The organism is Sporolactobacillus sp. THM19-2 (assembly GCF_004153195.1).
Classification (GTDB): Bacteria; Bacillota; Bacilli; order Bacillales; family Sporolactobacillaceae; genus Sporolactobacillus.
In genome coordinates, this window is sequence record NZ_SEMC01000009.1 from 36,452 (window position 1) to 52,449 (window position 15,998).

16 protein-coding genes are annotated in these 15,998 nt (G+C 49.2%); 12 read left to right on the plus strand and 4 right to left on the minus strand.

The features are described 5' to 3' along the window. Position 1 precedes the first annotated feature (1 nt). From EWH91_RS08700 to scrK, 3 genes are read left to right on the plus strand one after another with little or no spacing between them, the layout of a single operon-like run. Entirely contained in the window at positions 2-2,155 is a 2,154-nt protein-coding gene (locus EWH91_RS08700) for a glycoside hydrolase family 125 protein (protein ID WP_129929653.1), read from the plus strand. Then, positions 2,152-3,270, plus strand: a complete 1,119-nt coding sequence (locus tag EWH91_RS08705) for a glycoside hydrolase family 172 protein (RefSeq protein ID WP_129929654.1) — start codon at positions 2,152-2,154, stop codon at positions 3,268-3,270. The genes EWH91_RS08700 and EWH91_RS08705 overlap by 4 nt, the downstream gene beginning before the upstream one ends. An 8-nt stretch (positions 3,271-3,278) precedes the next feature. Then, complete coding sequence (scrK, locus tag EWH91_RS08710; RefSeq protein ID WP_129929655.1) at positions 3,279-4,169, plus strand: fructokinase ScrK; 891 nt, start codon at positions 3,279-3,281, stop codon at positions 4,167-4,169. 364 nt (positions 4,170-4,533) lie between these two features. Here scrK and EWH91_RS08715 read toward each other — a convergent pair whose 3' ends face one another. Then, positions 4,534-5,127, minus strand: a complete 594-nt coding sequence (locus tag EWH91_RS08715; RefSeq protein WP_129929656.1) for a TetR/AcrR family transcriptional regulator — start codon at positions 5,125-5,127, stop codon at positions 4,534-4,536. Then, entirely contained in the window at positions 5,120-5,842 is a 723-nt protein-coding gene (locus EWH91_RS08720) for an MBL fold metallo-hydrolase (RefSeq protein ID WP_129929657.1), read from the minus strand. Before EWH91_RS08720 ends, EWH91_RS08715 begins: the two co-directional genes overlap by 8 nt. A gap of 197 nt (positions 5,843-6,039) precedes the next feature. On the opposite strand from EWH91_RS08720, the gene EWH91_RS08725 reads away from it, so the two are divergent. Both EWH91_RS08725 and EWH91_RS08730 read left to right on the plus strand, forming a co-directional pair. Then, the gene (locus EWH91_RS08725) at positions 6,040-6,957 is read left to right on the plus strand and encodes a ketopantoate reductase family protein (protein WP_129929658.1); all 918 of its coding nucleotides are present in this window, start codon (positions 6,040-6,042) and stop codon (positions 6,955-6,957) included. 54 nt (positions 6,958-7,011) lie between these two features. Next, entirely contained in the window at positions 7,012-8,046 is a 1,035-nt protein-coding gene (locus EWH91_RS08730) for a DUF1835 domain-containing protein (RefSeq protein WP_129929659.1), read from the plus strand. An 81-nt stretch (positions 8,047-8,127) separates the two neighbouring features. Here the strand turns inward: EWH91_RS08730 and EWH91_RS08735 are convergent, their stop codons facing one another. Next, positions 8,128-8,877 (minus strand): NADPH-dependent oxidoreductase, encoded by a 750-nt coding sequence (locus tag EWH91_RS08735; RefSeq protein WP_129929660.1) that lies wholly within the window; start codon positions 8,875-8,877, stop codon positions 8,128-8,130. A 186-nt stretch (positions 8,878-9,063) separates the two neighbouring features. Here EWH91_RS08735 and EWH91_RS08740 point away from each other — a divergent pair, with 186 nt between their 5' ends. The 4 genes from EWH91_RS08740 to EWH91_RS08755 all read left to right on the plus strand — a co-directional run bounded on the left by EWH91_RS08740 (position 9,064) and on the right by EWH91_RS08755 (position 11,246). Continuing rightward, the gene (locus EWH91_RS08740) at positions 9,064-9,390 is read left to right on the plus strand and encodes a PadR family transcriptional regulator (RefSeq protein ID WP_129929661.1); all 327 of its coding nucleotides are present in this window, start codon (positions 9,064-9,066) and stop codon (positions 9,388-9,390) included. Positions 9,391-9,392: 2 nt separating this feature from the next. Then, the gene (locus tag EWH91_RS08745; RefSeq protein WP_129929662.1) at positions 9,393-10,166 is read left to right on the plus strand and encodes an HAAS domain-containing protein; all 774 of its coding nucleotides are present in this window, start codon (positions 9,393-9,395) and stop codon (positions 10,164-10,166) included. Positions 10,167-10,346: 180 nt separating this feature from the next. Continuing rightward, complete coding sequence (locus EWH91_RS08750; RefSeq protein ID WP_129929663.1) at positions 10,347-11,018, plus strand: type 1 glutamine amidotransferase; 672 nt, start codon at positions 10,347-10,349, stop codon at positions 11,016-11,018. A 72-nt stretch (positions 11,019-11,090) separates the two neighbouring features. Beyond that, positions 11,091-11,246 carry a DUF1540 domain-containing protein gene (locus tag EWH91_RS08755; RefSeq protein ID WP_129929664.1) on the plus strand — a complete coding sequence of 52 codons (156 nt, stop codon included), beginning with the start codon at positions 11,091-11,093 and terminating at the stop codon, positions 11,244-11,246. Between the two features lie 192 nt (positions 11,247-11,438). Here the strand turns inward: EWH91_RS08755 and EWH91_RS08760 are convergent, their stop codons facing one another. Further along, positions 11,439-12,071, minus strand: a complete 633-nt coding sequence (locus EWH91_RS08760) for an NADPH-dependent F420 reductase (RefSeq protein ID WP_129929665.1) — start codon at positions 12,069-12,071, stop codon at positions 11,439-11,441. 298 nt (positions 12,072-12,369) lie between these two features. Here EWH91_RS08760 and EWH91_RS08765 point away from each other — a divergent pair, with 298 nt between their 5' ends. The 3 genes from EWH91_RS08765 to EWH91_RS08775 all read left to right on the plus strand — a co-directional run bounded on the left by EWH91_RS08765 (position 12,370) and on the right by EWH91_RS08775 (position 15,960). Continuing rightward, positions 12,370-13,353 carry a quinone oxidoreductase family protein gene (locus EWH91_RS08765; protein ID WP_129929666.1) on the plus strand — a complete coding sequence of 328 codons (984 nt, stop codon included), beginning with the start codon at positions 12,370-12,372 and terminating at the stop codon, positions 13,351-13,353. Positions 13,354-13,759: 406 nt separating this feature from the next. After that, on the plus strand, positions 13,760-14,953 hold the full coding sequence (locus EWH91_RS08770; protein WP_129929667.1) for a pyridoxal phosphate-dependent aminotransferase: 1,194 nt from the start codon (positions 13,760-13,762) through the stop codon (positions 14,951-14,953). Continuing rightward, positions 14,950-15,960 (plus strand): D-2-hydroxyacid dehydrogenase, encoded by a 1,011-nt coding sequence (locus EWH91_RS08775; protein WP_129929668.1) that lies wholly within the window; start codon positions 14,950-14,952, stop codon positions 15,958-15,960. Before EWH91_RS08770 ends, EWH91_RS08775 begins: the two co-directional genes overlap by 4 nt. Positions 15,961-15,998: the final 38 nt, after the last annotated feature.

Here is a 15,998-nt window from a genome sequence, read left to right on the forward strand (position 1 = left end):
TATGACTATCAAAACGCTTTTGCAACAACCGTTACACCCTTTTTATAATATCCGCTATGCGAATGGCCAATTTACGACTGCGAATCTACGAAGTTTTTATCGCAACCTATTGCCTCCGGAAGGGCTGACCTTTGATGTCAGTAACCAAAAAGTGTTGGCAAATATTGATGTTTTCGGTACCATCAGTCGTTTAACGTTTTATCAAGATAATTTTTTGACGGAAGAAAAACCCGGCGTCTGGGTGAATAAACAATATACCCAGACGCAGCAGCTCAAATTCAGGCTGATTGTTGACGGCAAAAAGTACGATCTGTCGGCACCAGATCATGATGTGACGATCGATCTTGTGGAAGACAGTTTACCGAGGATCATTCATCGCTACCATGGCTTTACCGTCTATTGTATTCCGTTTTGCCCAATTGTTGATAATCACCGTTATAGTATGCTAGTTTATCAAACCTATGTGGAAAACAACTGCAGACGTCCTTTGCAAGTGAGCTTGCCGCAAATCTCTTTATTTCAGCAGAAATATTCAGATCAGCAAAATGTGCTGATTTATCAAAAAGGAGTGCAACAAGAAGTTGCAACGCAGGGGTTGGCGTCGCTTAGTATTGGGTTATTAGATCCGAATGCTTATCAGGAAGCGACAGCTTTTCAAACAGCTGATCTGGAGCGGTGGCTGACAGAAACGTTGCATTATTATCAAGCGATGTATGGTGATCTGAAGATGGATGATCCGGTTGTTGGACATCTGTTCAATCGGGCATTGTATCAAAGCTTTGCCAGCTTCAGCATGAATAGCCATGAACAGATTGTTGGCAGCAACTGGGGCAGCTATCCGGCAACGAATCGGATCTGGAATAAGGATATGTACTATGCATCGCTCCCGTTTTTGTTCTTCGATGCGGCATTATGTCAAAAAACCATTTTGTGGTTTGACCACTATGGGGTGAAATTCCCGGGAACGAAATTTCCGGGTGGGATTAATCATTCCTTGAGTAATTCATTATCCTGTCTTTTACTGTGTGCAATGTATTATGAATATACTAATGATTTACAGTTTTTTCGCAAACATCCGCAAATCCTGGCTCATGGGCGAAAAATCGTCGACACGGTTTTGGCCCAAAGAACCACTGATGGGCCGATGTTGTTCACATCCGTATGGATCAGCGATGCCTTTGCGTTAGGCAAATACCATACGGGGAGCAACCTGTGTATGTGGAAAGCCTGTGAAGGTTTATCTCAGTTATATCAGGGTCTTGCGGAAACAAAACTGGCGGAAAAATATCAAGCGGTTGCCGCAAAGATCAAAGATGCAATTTTAGAAAATATGACAATAGAAGGACCTTATGGCGAGCAGTTCTTAGAAGGTATCGGTGACAAGGAGAAGGCCTTTTACGAGGTTAAACATTATCAAAAACCGATTGTGGAGCAAGGCTTGATCTTTTTGAGCAATGTCATTCAAAACGGCAAGATCCAGCTGCTGATGCATGATGGGGAAGAATCGGATACGACGCTGATCCCGTTTTATGGTTTTCTAGAAAAAGACCACCCTCTTTATACGCAAACATTGCGCTTTGCTGCAAGTCGGGCAAATCCGACCTACAGTGAAGAGATTCGTGGCATCACCTGGGGTTTGGAATCCGGAGCGACATTCCCGGGTTTCATCACGGTTTTGATGAGTGCGTTAAATAACCCGGGGATGTTTGAACAGCGCATTCAAGAGTTGGTGCAGCTGACAGACCTGGATGGTTCCTGGTGGTGGTGGCCGTATAAATTGGGGGCAAGTCATGGAGAAGTCGTCCGTAATTTCGGCTGCGGCAAGTGCGGCTGGGCTTCCGGGATCTTTGTCAGTCTTTTTGTGACGCAGTATCTGGGTTTGCGTTTGCAGCACGACGTATTAACGGTGACACCCGCCGATGATGTGACCTACACATGGAATGATTTGCATTTAGGCAGTGTCTTTGTTGATGTCAGCTGCATGCATCACCAGATCACTGTCACCAACCGTAAAGGCGAACCACAATTCGTTCGTTTAAAAATCAATGATCCTGCAGATACAGAGCTTTCGTCGATCCGGGACGGGGGTGCCTGGTATACCGAGGTCATCCTGGCAAGCAATCAAAGTTACACAATAGAAAGGAAATCAAAATGAGCATTTTAAAAGATATTACACAATTTAAAAAGTTCCAAAGTCGTGCCATCACACCAGAGAATCCTTCCGGTGAGAAAGGTAAGGCGGCTATGCTGCCGAGTGCTCTAGGCCCAAGCCGTAAAGGCCGCGGTGCGGTCCCTCTAAAATCTGGCGAAGAAACGGTGATCGCAGAAATCAAAGGACCGGGGATCATTCGCCACATGTGGATGACGAGCCGTGACAGGACCGAGTTCGGCAGTTTCGTTTTACGGGATCTGGTTTTCCGTATTTATTGGGATGGCGAAGAATATCCGGCAGTGGAAAGTCCGCTGGGAGACTTTTTCTGTAACGGGTTTGGCGAACGCTGTGATGTCAATTCGTTGCCAATCGTTGTCAATCCAACTGGTGGTTTCAATACCTTTTTTGAAATGCCGTTTCGAAAATCAGCCCGGATCACCATCGAGAACCAGCATCCGAAAGACATAACTTCTTTCTTCTACACCATCAACTATGCCTTAGTGGATGAGTTGGCAGACAATGCCATGTATTTCCATGCCAACTGGCGGCGGGAACGGATCACGACTAGGCAACAAGACTATAAATTGATCGATAACTTAAAAGGTCAAGGATACTATGTTGGCACTTATCTGGCACTAACTTGTCTGGAACGTTATTGGTGGGGCGAAGGCGAATTCAAATTCTATATTGACGGAGATACTGATTATCCGACCGTTACTTCCACCGGTTCCGAAGACTATTTCGGTGGTGCATGGGCTTTCCACGAATATGATGAATCTGGTCGCCCGCATGCGAAGAACTATTGCACGCCGTTTTTAGGTTATCCGTTCCAATCCAATCGGGATGCGACTCGCGATCGCTTTGAGACTGGCAAATTGAATGCTGTTCACGCCTTTGGGGATGATGCGTTACCACGGCATGGGCTGTATCGCTGGCACCTGCAAGATCCGATCTGCTTTACCAAAGATCTGACCGTTACCCTGCAGCAAATAGGCAATGACGATATTCAATTATTTGAACGCCAGGATGACGTTGCCAGTGTAGCTTATTGGTATTCAACGGATCCAAATGGGTTGTCCACGCCGATCTTAAGTCGTCAGGAACGGCTGCCGCGCTAGGGGGGATCATGGTATTAGGTTCAATCGAAGCTGGCGGGACGAAATTCGTCTGCGCCATTGGCAATAACGATCTTGAAATCATTGAAAGAGCCAGCTTTCCGACCACAAAACCAGATGAAACGATGAAATGGGTGGTCGATTTCTTTAAGCAGTATGAAAACAAACTGGAAAGCATTGGTGTGGGATCATTTGGCCCGATTGATATTCATCATGAATCCGACACTTACGGCTACATCACTTCAACGCCGAAATTAGCATGGCTGAACTTTAATTTTGTTGGAACGTTGAAGAATGCTTTCAACGATATTCCAGTAGCATGGACGACTGATGTAAATGCTGCCTGTTATGGGGAATATGTGGCAGGGCGCGGTACGGGTCTTAACAGTGTCGTTTACTACACGATCGGTACTGGTGTCGGCGGTGGTGCCTTGCAAAGCGGCATCTTTGTGGAAGGCTTCAGTCATCCGGAGATGGGGCATATGCTGGTATGTCGTCATTCGAAAGACAAGTTTGAAGGCAACTGTCCGTTTCATCACGATTGTCTGGAAGGCATGGCAGCAGGCCCGGCCATAGAACAGCGTGTAGGCAGGAAAGGCCAGGAATTGAGTGAAGATGATCCGGTTTGGAATATCGAAGCTTTCTACATTGCGCAATGTGCTTACAATACTACTATAATGTTATCACCGGACGTAATTATCTTCGGTGGCGGTGTAATGAAGCAGGAACACTTGATACGTAAAGTTCGCAAGTTGTTTAGTGACATGATTAATGGCTACGTAGAAACACCAGTATTGGATCAATATCTGGTGACACCAAAACTGGCAGATAATGCCGGTACAGTGGGTTGTCTGGCACTGGCAAGGGATGTTGTGCTGCACTATAGGCGTCAATTTGTTTAAATAAACGGAATGTTCGAGAATACGATATACTGCTATCGTTTCTCGAACATCTTTGTATATGATTAAGTGCGTTGGATGATACATAACTTAATATAGGATCTGCGAATCATGTTGATCAATGCAAGGAGAAACAACAGATTTCCAGATGATCCCGAATAAATCATACTCTGGAACTAATTCAAGATCAGGAACATCAACGCATGATACCAGAAGAATGCCTTCTTCCTCTCGAAATTACATTGACTGGTGAAGAACGTTGAACAGCTATTTAGGAGGGTGTGAAACAAATGATGCAAACGCCAATAGCGCATGATCTGGATGATAGATGATGTTTTGCTGCCGGCGATTGAGTTTTCAATGTTCACTATTCGGCCGATTGACCGGCTCCGTCACATGATTCATTCTTTTCTTTCAATCCGCGGAGAAAGGCAGACAGAATCCACTTTAATGATTTTTCCTGATCATAATGCATATTGAATCCATGGTGAAGCTGCAGGCTGGTGAATCCATGAATGATGCTGCGCAGTCCCCGAACCGCGTGAACACGATCTTCCTCGCTCAAAACGTAACCTTCCAGAATGTGAAACAAAAAGGCCAGCAGACGGTCTGAATGTTTTTTAAAATCGGCATCAGATGGGTCAGGGGCCTCAATGATTGCCCAATAAAGATTCGGATGGGTTTTAATAAAAGTGAGATAAGCATCTGAGATCGCAAAGAGTGCGTCGTCCCGTGCTTTGCCCATTGCAGACCGGATCAGAGCCTCGGAAAATTGAGCGAGACTGAAGCTTGCCAGCCGGTTCTTCAGATCGCTCATGTTTTTTATATGATTGTAAAGAGACGGGGTCTTAATATGGAGCTGGTCAGCGAGAGCCGTGAGTGTCAGGTTGTGCAGCCCATCTTCCTCAACCTGCCTTGCTGCCTGCTCAATGATTTGCTGCAGGGTTAATCCTTTATGCATGGTCCATCATCCCCAGCTTCTGTTCTGCCTGAGTCAGGGCACGGGCCATTGCCTGTTCAGGATATTCAAGGACATTCCCGTGGCCGACAGCTAAATACCGCGGCTTTAACTGACTCAGTTTTCTGGCACTGACGCAGGCGGCTTTTTTGTTCCAGGTAGCAAGTGCCGGAAAAGGAAAAAGCGGTCGGATCTGGCCGCTCACCGCGATACCTGCACGAGTTTGAAAAGCATCGCCGGCAAACAGAGCGCCGCTTCGTTTATCGAAAAGAGCCATGTGACCGGGAGTATGACCGGGACATGAAACGACCTGCAGGGATCCGATCGTATCCCCGTCCTGTACGAGTTGATCCGGTATCGTCTTCACATTCTTTGGGATCCCGCCGCGAATCGGCATCTGCGGTTCATCCGGATCCAGATCCGTTTTGCCCGCCAGGAGCCGGGCATCGCGTCTGGATACAATCACGGCAGCATCCCTGAACTTCTGTTTTACGGCATCCAGTGCACCGACGTGATCACTGTGCGGATGGGTCAGGACAATGCGTGTAACGGGTTTACCAAGTTGCTCTGCAGCCTGAATGATACCCCGGGAACTAAAAGGAAGGGCGCAGTCAATCAAAGTCAGTGCTTCTTCATCTTCAACCAGATAACTGTTCACGGGAAACCAGGATGGGAAAAAGGTGAGCTGGTGAAAGCGATCAAATGTTAACAGGCGCATGTATGAACCCCCTAAACTAATACTATTAGTATTATAGCTAATGATATTAGTTTTGTCACACGTTTTGAAAAAAAGATACAAAGTGAGGCCCCGCTGTTCCCGGTTTCGGAACCGTACGCCTTCCAGAAGGGAAAGAGAACCGTTATACTAAAGAAAAGTTCATCTTACAGAAAATTGAAACGAATTGAGGGAAGCGTATGGAGATCAAGACAGTTGCCATCATCGGGCTGGGAGCACTCGGGATAATGTATGGGAAGCGTTTCGTGGACCACCTGGGAAGAGATGCTGTACGGATTATTGCCGATACCCGCCGCATTGAACGCTACAAAAGGGAGGGTGTGTACTGCAACGGCGAGGCCTGTGATTTTCACTATGTGGATGCAGGCGAGCAGGTGGAACCGGCTGATCTGCTGATTTTCACGGTCAAATATACCGGGTTAAAGCAGGCTATCGAGTCTGCAAGAAATCAGGTCGGGCCGCGTACAATCCTGATCTCATTTTTGAATGGGATCAGCAGTGAGCAGATGATCGGTGAAGCATTTGGTTTTGACCGGCTGCTCTACTGTATTGTTGCCGGCATGGATGCATCGAAAATCGGTAATAAACTGACCTGGACGAAAATCGGTTTTGTCAGTTTCGGTGAGAAGGACGATACGCGTACGGAAAAGACGGCTGCACTTCAGCGCCTGTTTGAGAAAGCGGAAATTCCCTATGAAATTCCGAAGCATATCCTGCACAAAATGTGGAGCAAGCTGATGGTGAATACGGGAGTGAACCAGTCAACCGCAGTTTTCAAAACCAATTATGGCGGCATTCAGGTTCCGGGCAGACCCCGCGAGACGGTGATTGCGGCCATGAAAGAAGTGATCCGCGTAGCTCAGGCAGAAGGTGTGCCATTGCGTGAGGAGGAAATTGACGGTTGGCTGAAAATTAATGATACGCTGAATCCGGAGGGGATGCCGTCTATGCGTCAGGATACGCTGCAGCATCGCCCGACCGAAGTCGATCTGTTTGCGGGAACGATTCGCAGACTCGGCAGGCGGCATGGGATCCCGACACCGGTAAACGATTTTCTTTACACGCATCTGCGTGAGATTGAAGCAAGCTATTCATAAATCAGCGGATCCTGGCCGCGTCATATTTTTTTACCAAAGGGAGGCAATTTTTTCGTGTATGAGAAACTGGCAGAAGCAATTAGCCGGCTGAATGAACGTGAGAGCAAGTGGATGCTGCTGCACCTGTTCCAGGAAGCGGCAGTTGCCGAACAGGTTCCGGATGAGCAGCGGCTGGCCAGGCGGATGCGCCGAATGTATGAAGATCTGATCTGTCTGCAGCCGGAACAGCCGCTGACGGAGGCTGCTTTGAATCACTGGCATATTGTCTTCGGCGATTCGGCGGCCGGGAGTCTGAAGTTCGGGCTGAGCAGTATGAAGGCCTGGCGCAGGCAAGTGGTTACCGTATCCACAGACCTCTCAGTCGGACCGTTAATCAGACTGAATGATGCGCACGATTTGCACCGGCGGACGACATGGATGAAGGAAAATTTTAACGGCTATTTTTTTGATGAGGATAGTAACGCGGCACTGATCGATCAGCTGAATGCGATCAAAGCCATTCCTGAACAGGTGCCGATCACCATTTGGGCATCGGACAATGCCTGGGAGCAATGCGGACTCTGTCTCGTTGTCTGTCTGCTGCGCAGCCGGACAAATCCGATTCAAGTCATCAATCCTTCTGACTTTGAAAAAAAGAGGCTTGAGATGTTCGGTGAAGGAACACTCACCGCGTACAGCGGCCAGCTGGCTCCGGAAACCCTGGCGATGCTGTATAAAAAAAAAGTACAAGATCCGCCACTGACCGTTAATGAGCGGAACCGGCTGGAAAACGAATGGCTGCGCCTGTCCCGCGCACCCTCTGAACTGAGGATCTGGGTGGACGGCCGGGTGCAGCCCGCCGCACCGGACTATTTCGATGCAGAGATCCTGCGACTGGCACGCCGGCTTTCCAGACAGCCGGAACACCGAAACGGCTTTCTCTGCCTGCGGCTGATTGGTGAAGCCATTGGCGAGTTGCAGGAGAAGCAGTGGGTCAGCGATGTATTTATATTCTGGCGCATTAGAAAACTGATTGAAGCAGGAAAATTGACGACAGGAGCGCCTCCCGGTCAGATCTTGCACGCCCGATTAACGGTGCACAAAAATTAAGCGCCGGACCTCACGCCTCAACGTACGTGCAGGTCCGGCAAGGATCAGGCAGTTGGCGAACGTGGCGGGCGGGTTATCCCGTCAGTACTGGATCAACCCCTGTGCTTTCAGGGTTTCTAACATGTTCTTTTTGCTTTCTGACTGGGTCCCGGAGACCGCCTTTGCGATCTGATTGGTGAACGTATCCACGCGGCGGTTCGCATCACGCAGGTCGTAGTACTGGTTGACTTCATGGTCGTAGTCCTTTAACGCGTCGAGAGGTTTCGTCATCGAATGGTATTCATTTTCAAAATAAACGGCTTCCTCAGGCAGGCGTGGTTTGAGCTGCGGTGATTGATTCGGATAGCCGGTCGCGACACCAAATGCGGGGAACGTCAGCTTTGGTAGTTTCAATAAATCAATGACGGACCGAGGGTCATTCAAAATACTGCCCAGGTATACGGCGCCCAGTCCCAGACTTTCAGCCGCGGTGACGAGGTTCTGCGCGGCGATGACTGTATCGCTGAAGGCGCGGAAGAAAAAATCGGTTGAGCCGAGTACATCTGTTTTCTGTCCCTTTGCTTCAGCAATAACCGAGTTGCGGTGCATATCAATGATGAAAACGAACAGTCCATCGGCTTCGGCTATGTAGTGCTGGTTGCCGATTCGGGCAAGGGCCCTTTTCTTAGCCGGATCAGTGACGCGTATGATCGAGTATTGCTGATAAAAGTTACTAGTTGAGGCATGCTGTGCGGCGCGAACCATCAGATCGATATAGTCAGACGGGATCTTTTGACCGGTAAAACTGCGTATGCTGCGGTGGTTTAAAAGGGTATGGATTGTGTCATTCATTTCAGGCCAGGCTCCTTATATAAAGTAAGTACTTGATTTAATTATAGCACGTGCAAGGGGGAGGAGAGTGCTTGAAAAGAATCCGAAGCTGTGCTATCTTGTATAACAAGGATGTCGGGCAAGCGTTTTTTTATTTACCCATCTATATTGCAATACAAGTCAGTTTTTCCTCATGAGGTGAGCGTTGTGTCGTCGAGCCAGATGCTTAAAGGAATTTTAGAAGGATGCCTGCTGGCCATTATAGCGAAAGGCGAGATTTATGGCTATGAAATGATGGAAAAGCTGAGTGATTACGGGTTCACCATGGTCCGTGAGGGAAGCATTTACCCTTTATTGATCCGCATGCGAAGAGAGGGTCTGGTCACAACCCACTCGAAAAGACTGCCCTCGGGAGGACCACAGCGGAAATATTACACCTTAACCGATACAGGGAAGAAGGAACTGGATGTGTTCAAAAAAAGCTGGCGTCAGATATCCAGTAGCGTGAATCATGTGCTGGAGGAGGAAAAATGAAAATGGAGGAACTGTCTGAAGAAAGCCGTGAATTTCTGAAGAATCTGCGACTTTATTTATTATCGAGCGGGAAAAAAGAGACGGAAATTGAAGATATTGTCGGTGAACTGGAAGATCATTTGTCTGAAGCCGAAAAAGATGGAAAAAGTGTGGAGATGATTATCGGGAGGACCCCCAAAGCCTATATGGATCAATTAGCCGGAGAGATGTCCTTTGATCCCCGAAATCTGCTGGTCTATGGACCGATGATCCTGCTGGGGGTGATTTGCTTCGATATACTCAATAAGGCAGCGGACGGCATATTTTCCTGGTCGTTACTCGAAATAACAGGAAATCTCCTGATCACCCTTCTTGGACTTATTTTGATCATTCTTCTGTTTAAGTATGTTGCCAGTCGTCAGATATCAAAGATCAGGGAACACCTGTTTTTTTACGGCTGCAGCCTGACCCCGATCGTTCTCTTTGTCGGGCTGACCTATCTTGATCGAGCTGTTGTTTCTCCTGTCATACATCTGGGTACGGCGGGGCAGATCACTTCTGTCACTCTGGCCTGCTTATTCCTGATCGGCGTCGCTATCTGGTCGAAAACATGGGTCTCTGTTCTCATGCCGGCCTTTCTCATCGTTCCGGAACTGCTTCTCAATCAAACGGGTATGGATGCAGCAACAAAAAGCGTGCTGAGTCTGCTCATCACTTTTTCCGGCATTGGCATTTATCTCTATATCGTGATGCGCAGTGAGAGGAAGAAAGCACAGGCAAAACAGAGTCAGATCTGAAGACCATCTCTTCAGTCTCGTCACCCGTTTCAGTCAGGATGGATGACACTGTTACAGCAAGCAAGAATTTTTTTCGGATGTGAATGATGTTATTATATCTCTAAATGCTGTTTGCTTATGACAGACATGATGGCACGAAAAAAGGTGTAAGCGTAAAATCTGGTTCAGAGGTGACAGGTAGTGAAAATTGATGTTCTGCAGCATATTTCCTTTGAGAAACCGGCGGCAATCGGTGAGTGGGCGAGTGACAGGGGACATGAATTACGTATTCATAAACTTTATGGGCGGGACCCCGTTCCCCGGCCGGAGGACATTCAGTTTCTGATGCTCCTTGGCGGGCCGATGAGCGCTAACGATAAAGAAAGCTGGCTTGAGGAGGAGCGCTGGCTGATCCGCAACGTGATTTCCCGGGGCACTCCGGTATTCGGCGTGTGCCTCGGTGCGCAGCAGATTGCGAAGGCATTAGGGGCAGCGGTGACTCCGGGACCGAAAGAAGTCGGATGGCATCCGGTACAGGCGACGTCCGGCACCGGGTCTTTTATTCCGGATCAGCTGACTGCCTTCCACTGGCACGGGGAGCAGTTCGCCATACCTGATCAGGCTGAACGGCTGTTCAGCAGCGCGGCCTGCAGGAATCAGGGTTTTGTCTTTCGGCAGCATGTGATCGGCCTGCAGTTTCATCTGGAAACCACACCGGAGAGTGTCCGTCTTCTGCTTACCCATGACGGGGATTATATCGATTCATCCCGCTATGTGCAAAGCGCTGAAGAGATTGAAAACTTTCCCGTTCCTGAAGAAAACCGGGCGGTCTTATTTCATCTTCTTGATGACCTGGTGAGTCACGTCAGCTGACGCTACAGGAACACCGCTGAAGCATTGATTTCCCCGGACAGGCAGATACTACAGGCCGAGGGGGTGAAAGCTTTGGCTAAAGATGTACTCTGTGAAGTGAATAACTGCTCCTATTGGGAGACAGGGAATAAATGTTCAGCAGACGCCATTTACGTGGTCAGTCATAAAGGCAGACAGGCGAAACGAACCGAAGAGACAGATTGCAAAACTTTTGAGCCTGAAAAATAAAGTGAAACTTCACGCAGCGGGGGACTTATTCCCCACTGAGTGTTCATTGAATCCATCGGGCTGCCGCAGGTAATCAATCGAGTCAGGGGAGGGAATAGCCTCCTCTGACTCGATTGATTTTTAACTGATCAATGCTTTGATCCTTCTATTTGCAATAATCTATGATCAGCCGCGGGTTGAGTACAGCTGTGTTCAGTCAGCTGCCTGCTTCAGCAGTTGAATCAGTTCTTCTCGATTTGCCCGGGCACAATAAGCCGGCGTGCCATTCTGAAAACGATAGCCTTCGTGCAATACTCCAGCATCATAGACATCAAAGCCGATGGCATTCAGCAAGTCGGTCACGTCCTTTTTTGCTGCGGCGCTGTCACCGGCAATCGGCAGTGCCCGGCGTTGCGGATCCCCCTTCGGCTTTCCAGTTGTGACAATTTCACCGGCAATGATTGAATTAAAGGCTTTAACGACGTGAGCTTCGGGGAAGTGCTTGGCCGTCAGTTCGCTCGTTGTCGTCGAGTTACTGTCGAGTGACGCAATCCGGCCGTCGCGTCCCGGGTAGTAATTCATTGTATCGATCAGCGTTTTTCCGGCTGTTCCGTCAGTTGGAAGTTTCGGCAGAGCATAGAGGGGAACGGTGACAACAACCATGTCTCCTTCGCGTGCCGCCTGTTCAGCAGTCGCCGCTTCAGCTTTCGGGCCGAGTTTCCGAATGAGTCCCTTCAGCGTTTCCGGACCACGGGAATTCGACATCACAACCGAATAGCCGGCGCGGATTGCACTTGTTGCGACGGCCTGTCCGATATTTCCACTTCCGATAAATCCGATTTTCATTGGACGTTACCCCCTTTTTGAATTCAGCTACAGTCTAGCATGCCCCTCCGGCTGTGTCTATTCATGGGCATCGTTCCCGGAGATCGCTTTTTCACGTCCTGTACCCATGCGTGTAACATCTGTTTTGGGTCTGGCAGCCATTTTTCAGCCGGAGAAAAAGAGGCAGGCGGCGGCATCTGTCCGATCAATGCCGCTCCGGATTCTGCTCTTCAGCACAGGGCTGATGCACATGCTTCGCTCTCTCTGTTATCCGGGTCTATAATAGATCGTAAAGTATGGTAAGGAGCGGGTGATTATAGTGAAGGCTGTCGTCGTTTCTGATTTTGGTGATCCGGGTGTTTTGAAGTATGTCGACAGGAAGCTGCCTGAAATTGGACCGGGGCAGGTGCTGATCCGTGTGACAGCAACAAGTGTCAATTTTGCGGATATCATGTCCCGGCAGGGGAGATACCACTCCGGCGCTAAACCGCCCTTTGTTCCAGGGCTCGACGCTGCCGGTATCATTGAAAAAACGGGTTCAGAGGTTCAGCATCTCAGACCCGGTCAGCGTGTCATTGCCCTCTTGAAACAGGGTTCTTACTCTGAATATGTGACAGCGGATCAGGATCTGACATTTCCGATCCCGGACCACATGGACTTTGAACAAGCGGCGGCCTGTCCGACGGTTTCATTCACATCGTACAAGCTTCTTGCCGATGTCGCCCGCCTTTCCCCGGGTGAAACGGTGCTGATTCATGCGGCTGCAGGCGGGATTGGGACGACGGCTGTCCAGCTGGCGAAAATTCTCGGGGCCGGGCAGGTTATTGGGACGGTCGGCAGTGACGGGAAAAAACAGATTGTCCGTGATGCAGGTGCGGACGCCGTGATTAACTACCGGAAGGAAGATTTTGCTGAAGAAGTCAACTCGTTAACCGGAAGCAAAGGTGCCGACGTGATTCTCGATTCCGTTTCGGGCGAAGTGGCTGAGAAGAGTCTCACATGCCTTGCCATGTACGGCCGTCTGGTGAATTTTGGAAATGCAGGCGGCGCGGCCGGCCATTTCAAAACGACGGATCTTCATGCCAGTTGCCGCGCCGTACTGGGTTTCAGCCTGGGCACGACAATCAGAAACCGGCCGGATGCGCTCCGTGATGCGGCGGATCATCTTTTTCACTATTTTGAGGGGGGCCGTCTGAACATGAAAGTCGGCCGTCATTATCCACTGAAAGAAGCGGCCCAGGCGCAGGAATGGATGGAAAGCCGGCAGAGTACAGGCAAGATTTTGCTTGATGTACAGAATTAAAGTGGCCTCTGGTATGGGTTTTTGATCGAAACGTGACATCATTCATGGACTGCCCGGATTGACAACAGCACTTTTTTCTGATTTAATAAAACCACAAAGTCAAGGGAGTTTTCACTGATGAAAAGTCAGAGCAGGCATGAACTCCAATTAAAAAACTATTATTACTGCTTTCGTCTCTTTCGTTAGTGTTTGCATTCGAATCAGCGGGTGCAAACACTTCATTACCGGTTTGCATCCATGCGGAAGACCGAAAGTGGTCTGGTAAAACACGTAAAAAACAACCACATGGATGATTCAATAGTCCGTGTGGTTTTTTAATGGATCTGATGAAGAGACTTAAATCATCCACCGGCTGTTGAAGCCGTGGGTGATTTTTTTAAGTGATCGAAAAAAGGGGAGAATCATGATGACACATGTACTGGCAGACAAAATGAAGAAGGAGCTCAGCCTCCTTCAGCCTTCGGACATCTTAAAATTTGATCAGGAAACATCTTCGATACCGGGGATTATCAAACTGACTCTGGGTGAGCCGGATTTCAATACGCCGGAACACATTAAAGAGGCCGGAAAGAAAAGTATTGATGCAAATCGGAGCCATTATGCTCCATCGGCCGGAACGCCGGGGCTGCGCCGGGCAATCAGCCGGTTTCTTGAAACCAAATATAAACTCCGTTACAATCCGGACACTCAGCTCCTTGTAACCACCGGCGCGACGGAAGCGATTTTTGCTTCACTGACGTCGATCATTAATCCGGGGGATAAGATACTGATTCCAACGCCAATTTTTCCGCTTTACATACCGATCGCGCTGCTCAATGGGGCTGAACCGGTCTTCATGGATACCTCCGATAATGGTTTTGTCCTCTCTCCTGAAACCCTGGACCAGGCGCTGAATAAGCATGGAAAGGCGGTAAAAGCGATTATCTTTAATTTTCCCACCAACCCGACCGGCGTCACCTATCGCAGGAGCGAGATTGAAGCGCTGGCGGACGTGCTGAAAAAGCACGACATTTTTGTCATCTGCGATGAGATCTACAGTGAGCTGACTTACGGTGAGCCGCATGTCTCGATGGCAGAATATCTGCCGGATCAGACAATTCTGATCAACGGCGCCTCAAAATCACATGCGATGACCGGCTGGCGGATCGGATTCCTTGCAGGTCCTGAGGAAGTCATGCGGAAAATGGGCACAGTACACCAGTTTATGATTACTTCGGCCACAACGATGGCACAGGACGCAGCGCAGGAGGCATTTGAAAACGGGATGAATGATGGCACGCAAATGCGGGCGGAGTATGAGAAGCGGCGTGATTTTGTTTATCAGAAAATGACAGAAATGGGTTTTTCCTGTCCGAAGCCTGAGGGAGCTTTTTATCTGTTTGCGAAAATTCCCGAAGGTTTTCCGCAGAAGAGCATAGATTTCTGTGTCGACCTTGCCCGCAATGCGAAAGTTGCGGTCATCCCCGGCGATTCGTTCGGACCCGGCAGTGCCGGCCGTATCCGAATCAGCTATGCAGCCAGCATGGATGTACTGAAAGAAGCGATGCGGCGGATTGAACACTATGTCACTGAAAAAAAACAAAGGAGCGTCCAGGCATGAAGATTTTGATGTTGACAGTCAGAGATGATGAAATTCCGGCGATCAGGGAATGGGAGAAACAAAACGGTGTTCAGGTCGATGTCAGCGGTGAGGAGCTGACTGCCGATACGGTGAGTCTCGTGAAGGGCTATGATGGAGTGGTCATTCAGCAGCGGACACCGATCACGGACGATGCTGTTTTCGCAGCACTGAAGCACTACGGCATCAGGCAGCTCTCGTCACGGACAGCGGGCTACGACATGATCGATACAAAAAAGGCGTCTGAATACGGCCTGATTGTAACCAATGTGCCTGCCTACTCGCCGAATTCGGTTGCCGAACTCGCTGTTACCCAGGCGATGAGACTGATCCGTAACCTGCCGCTGTTCGAGGAAAGAGCCAGGCAGCAGGACTTCCGCTGGAGCGGGCTGATGGCCCGTGAGATCCGTACGCTGACCGTCGGCATTATCGGTGCCGGAAGAATCGGCGGCACGGCCGCACGACTTTTCAAGGGACTTGGCGCAACGGTGATCGCAAGCGACATTGTCGAACGTGAGGACCTGAAAGATATTCTGGTGTACGTATCGAAAGAAGAATTACTGCGGCAGGCCGACATCGTCACACTGCATGTCCCACTGATGGATACAACCGTCGGACTGATCGGAGCGGATGATCTGGCATTAATGAAGCCCGATGCCTTTATTATTAACGCATCACGCGGGCCGGTACTCGATACGGATGCACTGATCAGGGCGCTGCAGGAGAAGAAGATAGCCGGGGCCGCCCTGGATACGCTGCAGGGTGAAGAAAAATTCTTTAACCGGGATCTGCGCGGGAAAGACATTCCGAGCGACGCCTTAAAAACGCTGCGCACCATGCCGAATGTGCTGATTACACCGCATATTGGCTTCTACACGAACATGGCGGTGAAGAATATGGTGGAAATCGCATTAAATGATGCCCTGTCCATTTTGAAAACCGGGAAGGGTGAGCATCAGGTTAATGATGTGGCAGTAAATGAAAAATGATCTGCCGGCATGGCCGGGAAAAGTGATAAGTACCCGCT

Coding starts and splice junctions, on each gene's coding strand:
- EWH91_RS08700 (WP_129929653.1), top strand. CDS start 2: ATGACTATCAAAACGCTTTTGCAACAACCGTTACACCCTTTTTATAAT.
- EWH91_RS08705 (WP_129929654.1), top strand. CDS start 2,152: ATGAGCATTTTAAAAGATATTACACAATTTAAAAAGTTCCAAAGTCGT.
- scrK (WP_129929655.1), top strand. CDS start 3,279: ATGGTATTAGGTTCAATCGAAGCTGGCGGGACGAAATTCGTCTGCGCC.
- EWH91_RS08715 (WP_129929656.1), bottom strand. CDS start 5,127: ATGCATAAAGGATTAACCCTGCAGCAAATCATTGAGCAGGCAGCAAGG.
- EWH91_RS08720 (WP_129929657.1), bottom strand. CDS start 5,842: ATGCGCCTGTTAACATTTGATCGCTTTCACCAGCTCACCTTTTTCCCA.
- EWH91_RS08725 (WP_129929658.1), top strand. CDS start 6,040: ATGGAGATCAAGACAGTTGCCATCATCGGGCTGGGAGCACTCGGGATA.
- EWH91_RS08735 (WP_129929660.1), bottom strand. CDS start 8,877: ATGAATGACACAATCCATACCCTTTTAAACCACCGCAGCATACGCAGT.
- EWH91_RS08745 (WP_129929662.1), top strand. CDS start 9,393: ATGGAGGAACTGTCTGAAGAAAGCCGTGAATTTCTGAAGAATCTGCGA.
- EWH91_RS08760 (WP_129929665.1), bottom strand. CDS start 12,071: ATGAAAATCGGATTTATCGGAAGTGGAAATATCGGACAGGCCGTCGCA.
- EWH91_RS08770 (WP_129929667.1), top strand. CDS start 13,760: ATGACACATGTACTGGCAGACAAAATGAAGAAGGAGCTCAGCCTCCTT.
- EWH91_RS08775 (WP_129929668.1), top strand. CDS start 14,950: ATGAAGATTTTGATGTTGACAGTCAGAGATGATGAAATTCCGGCGATC.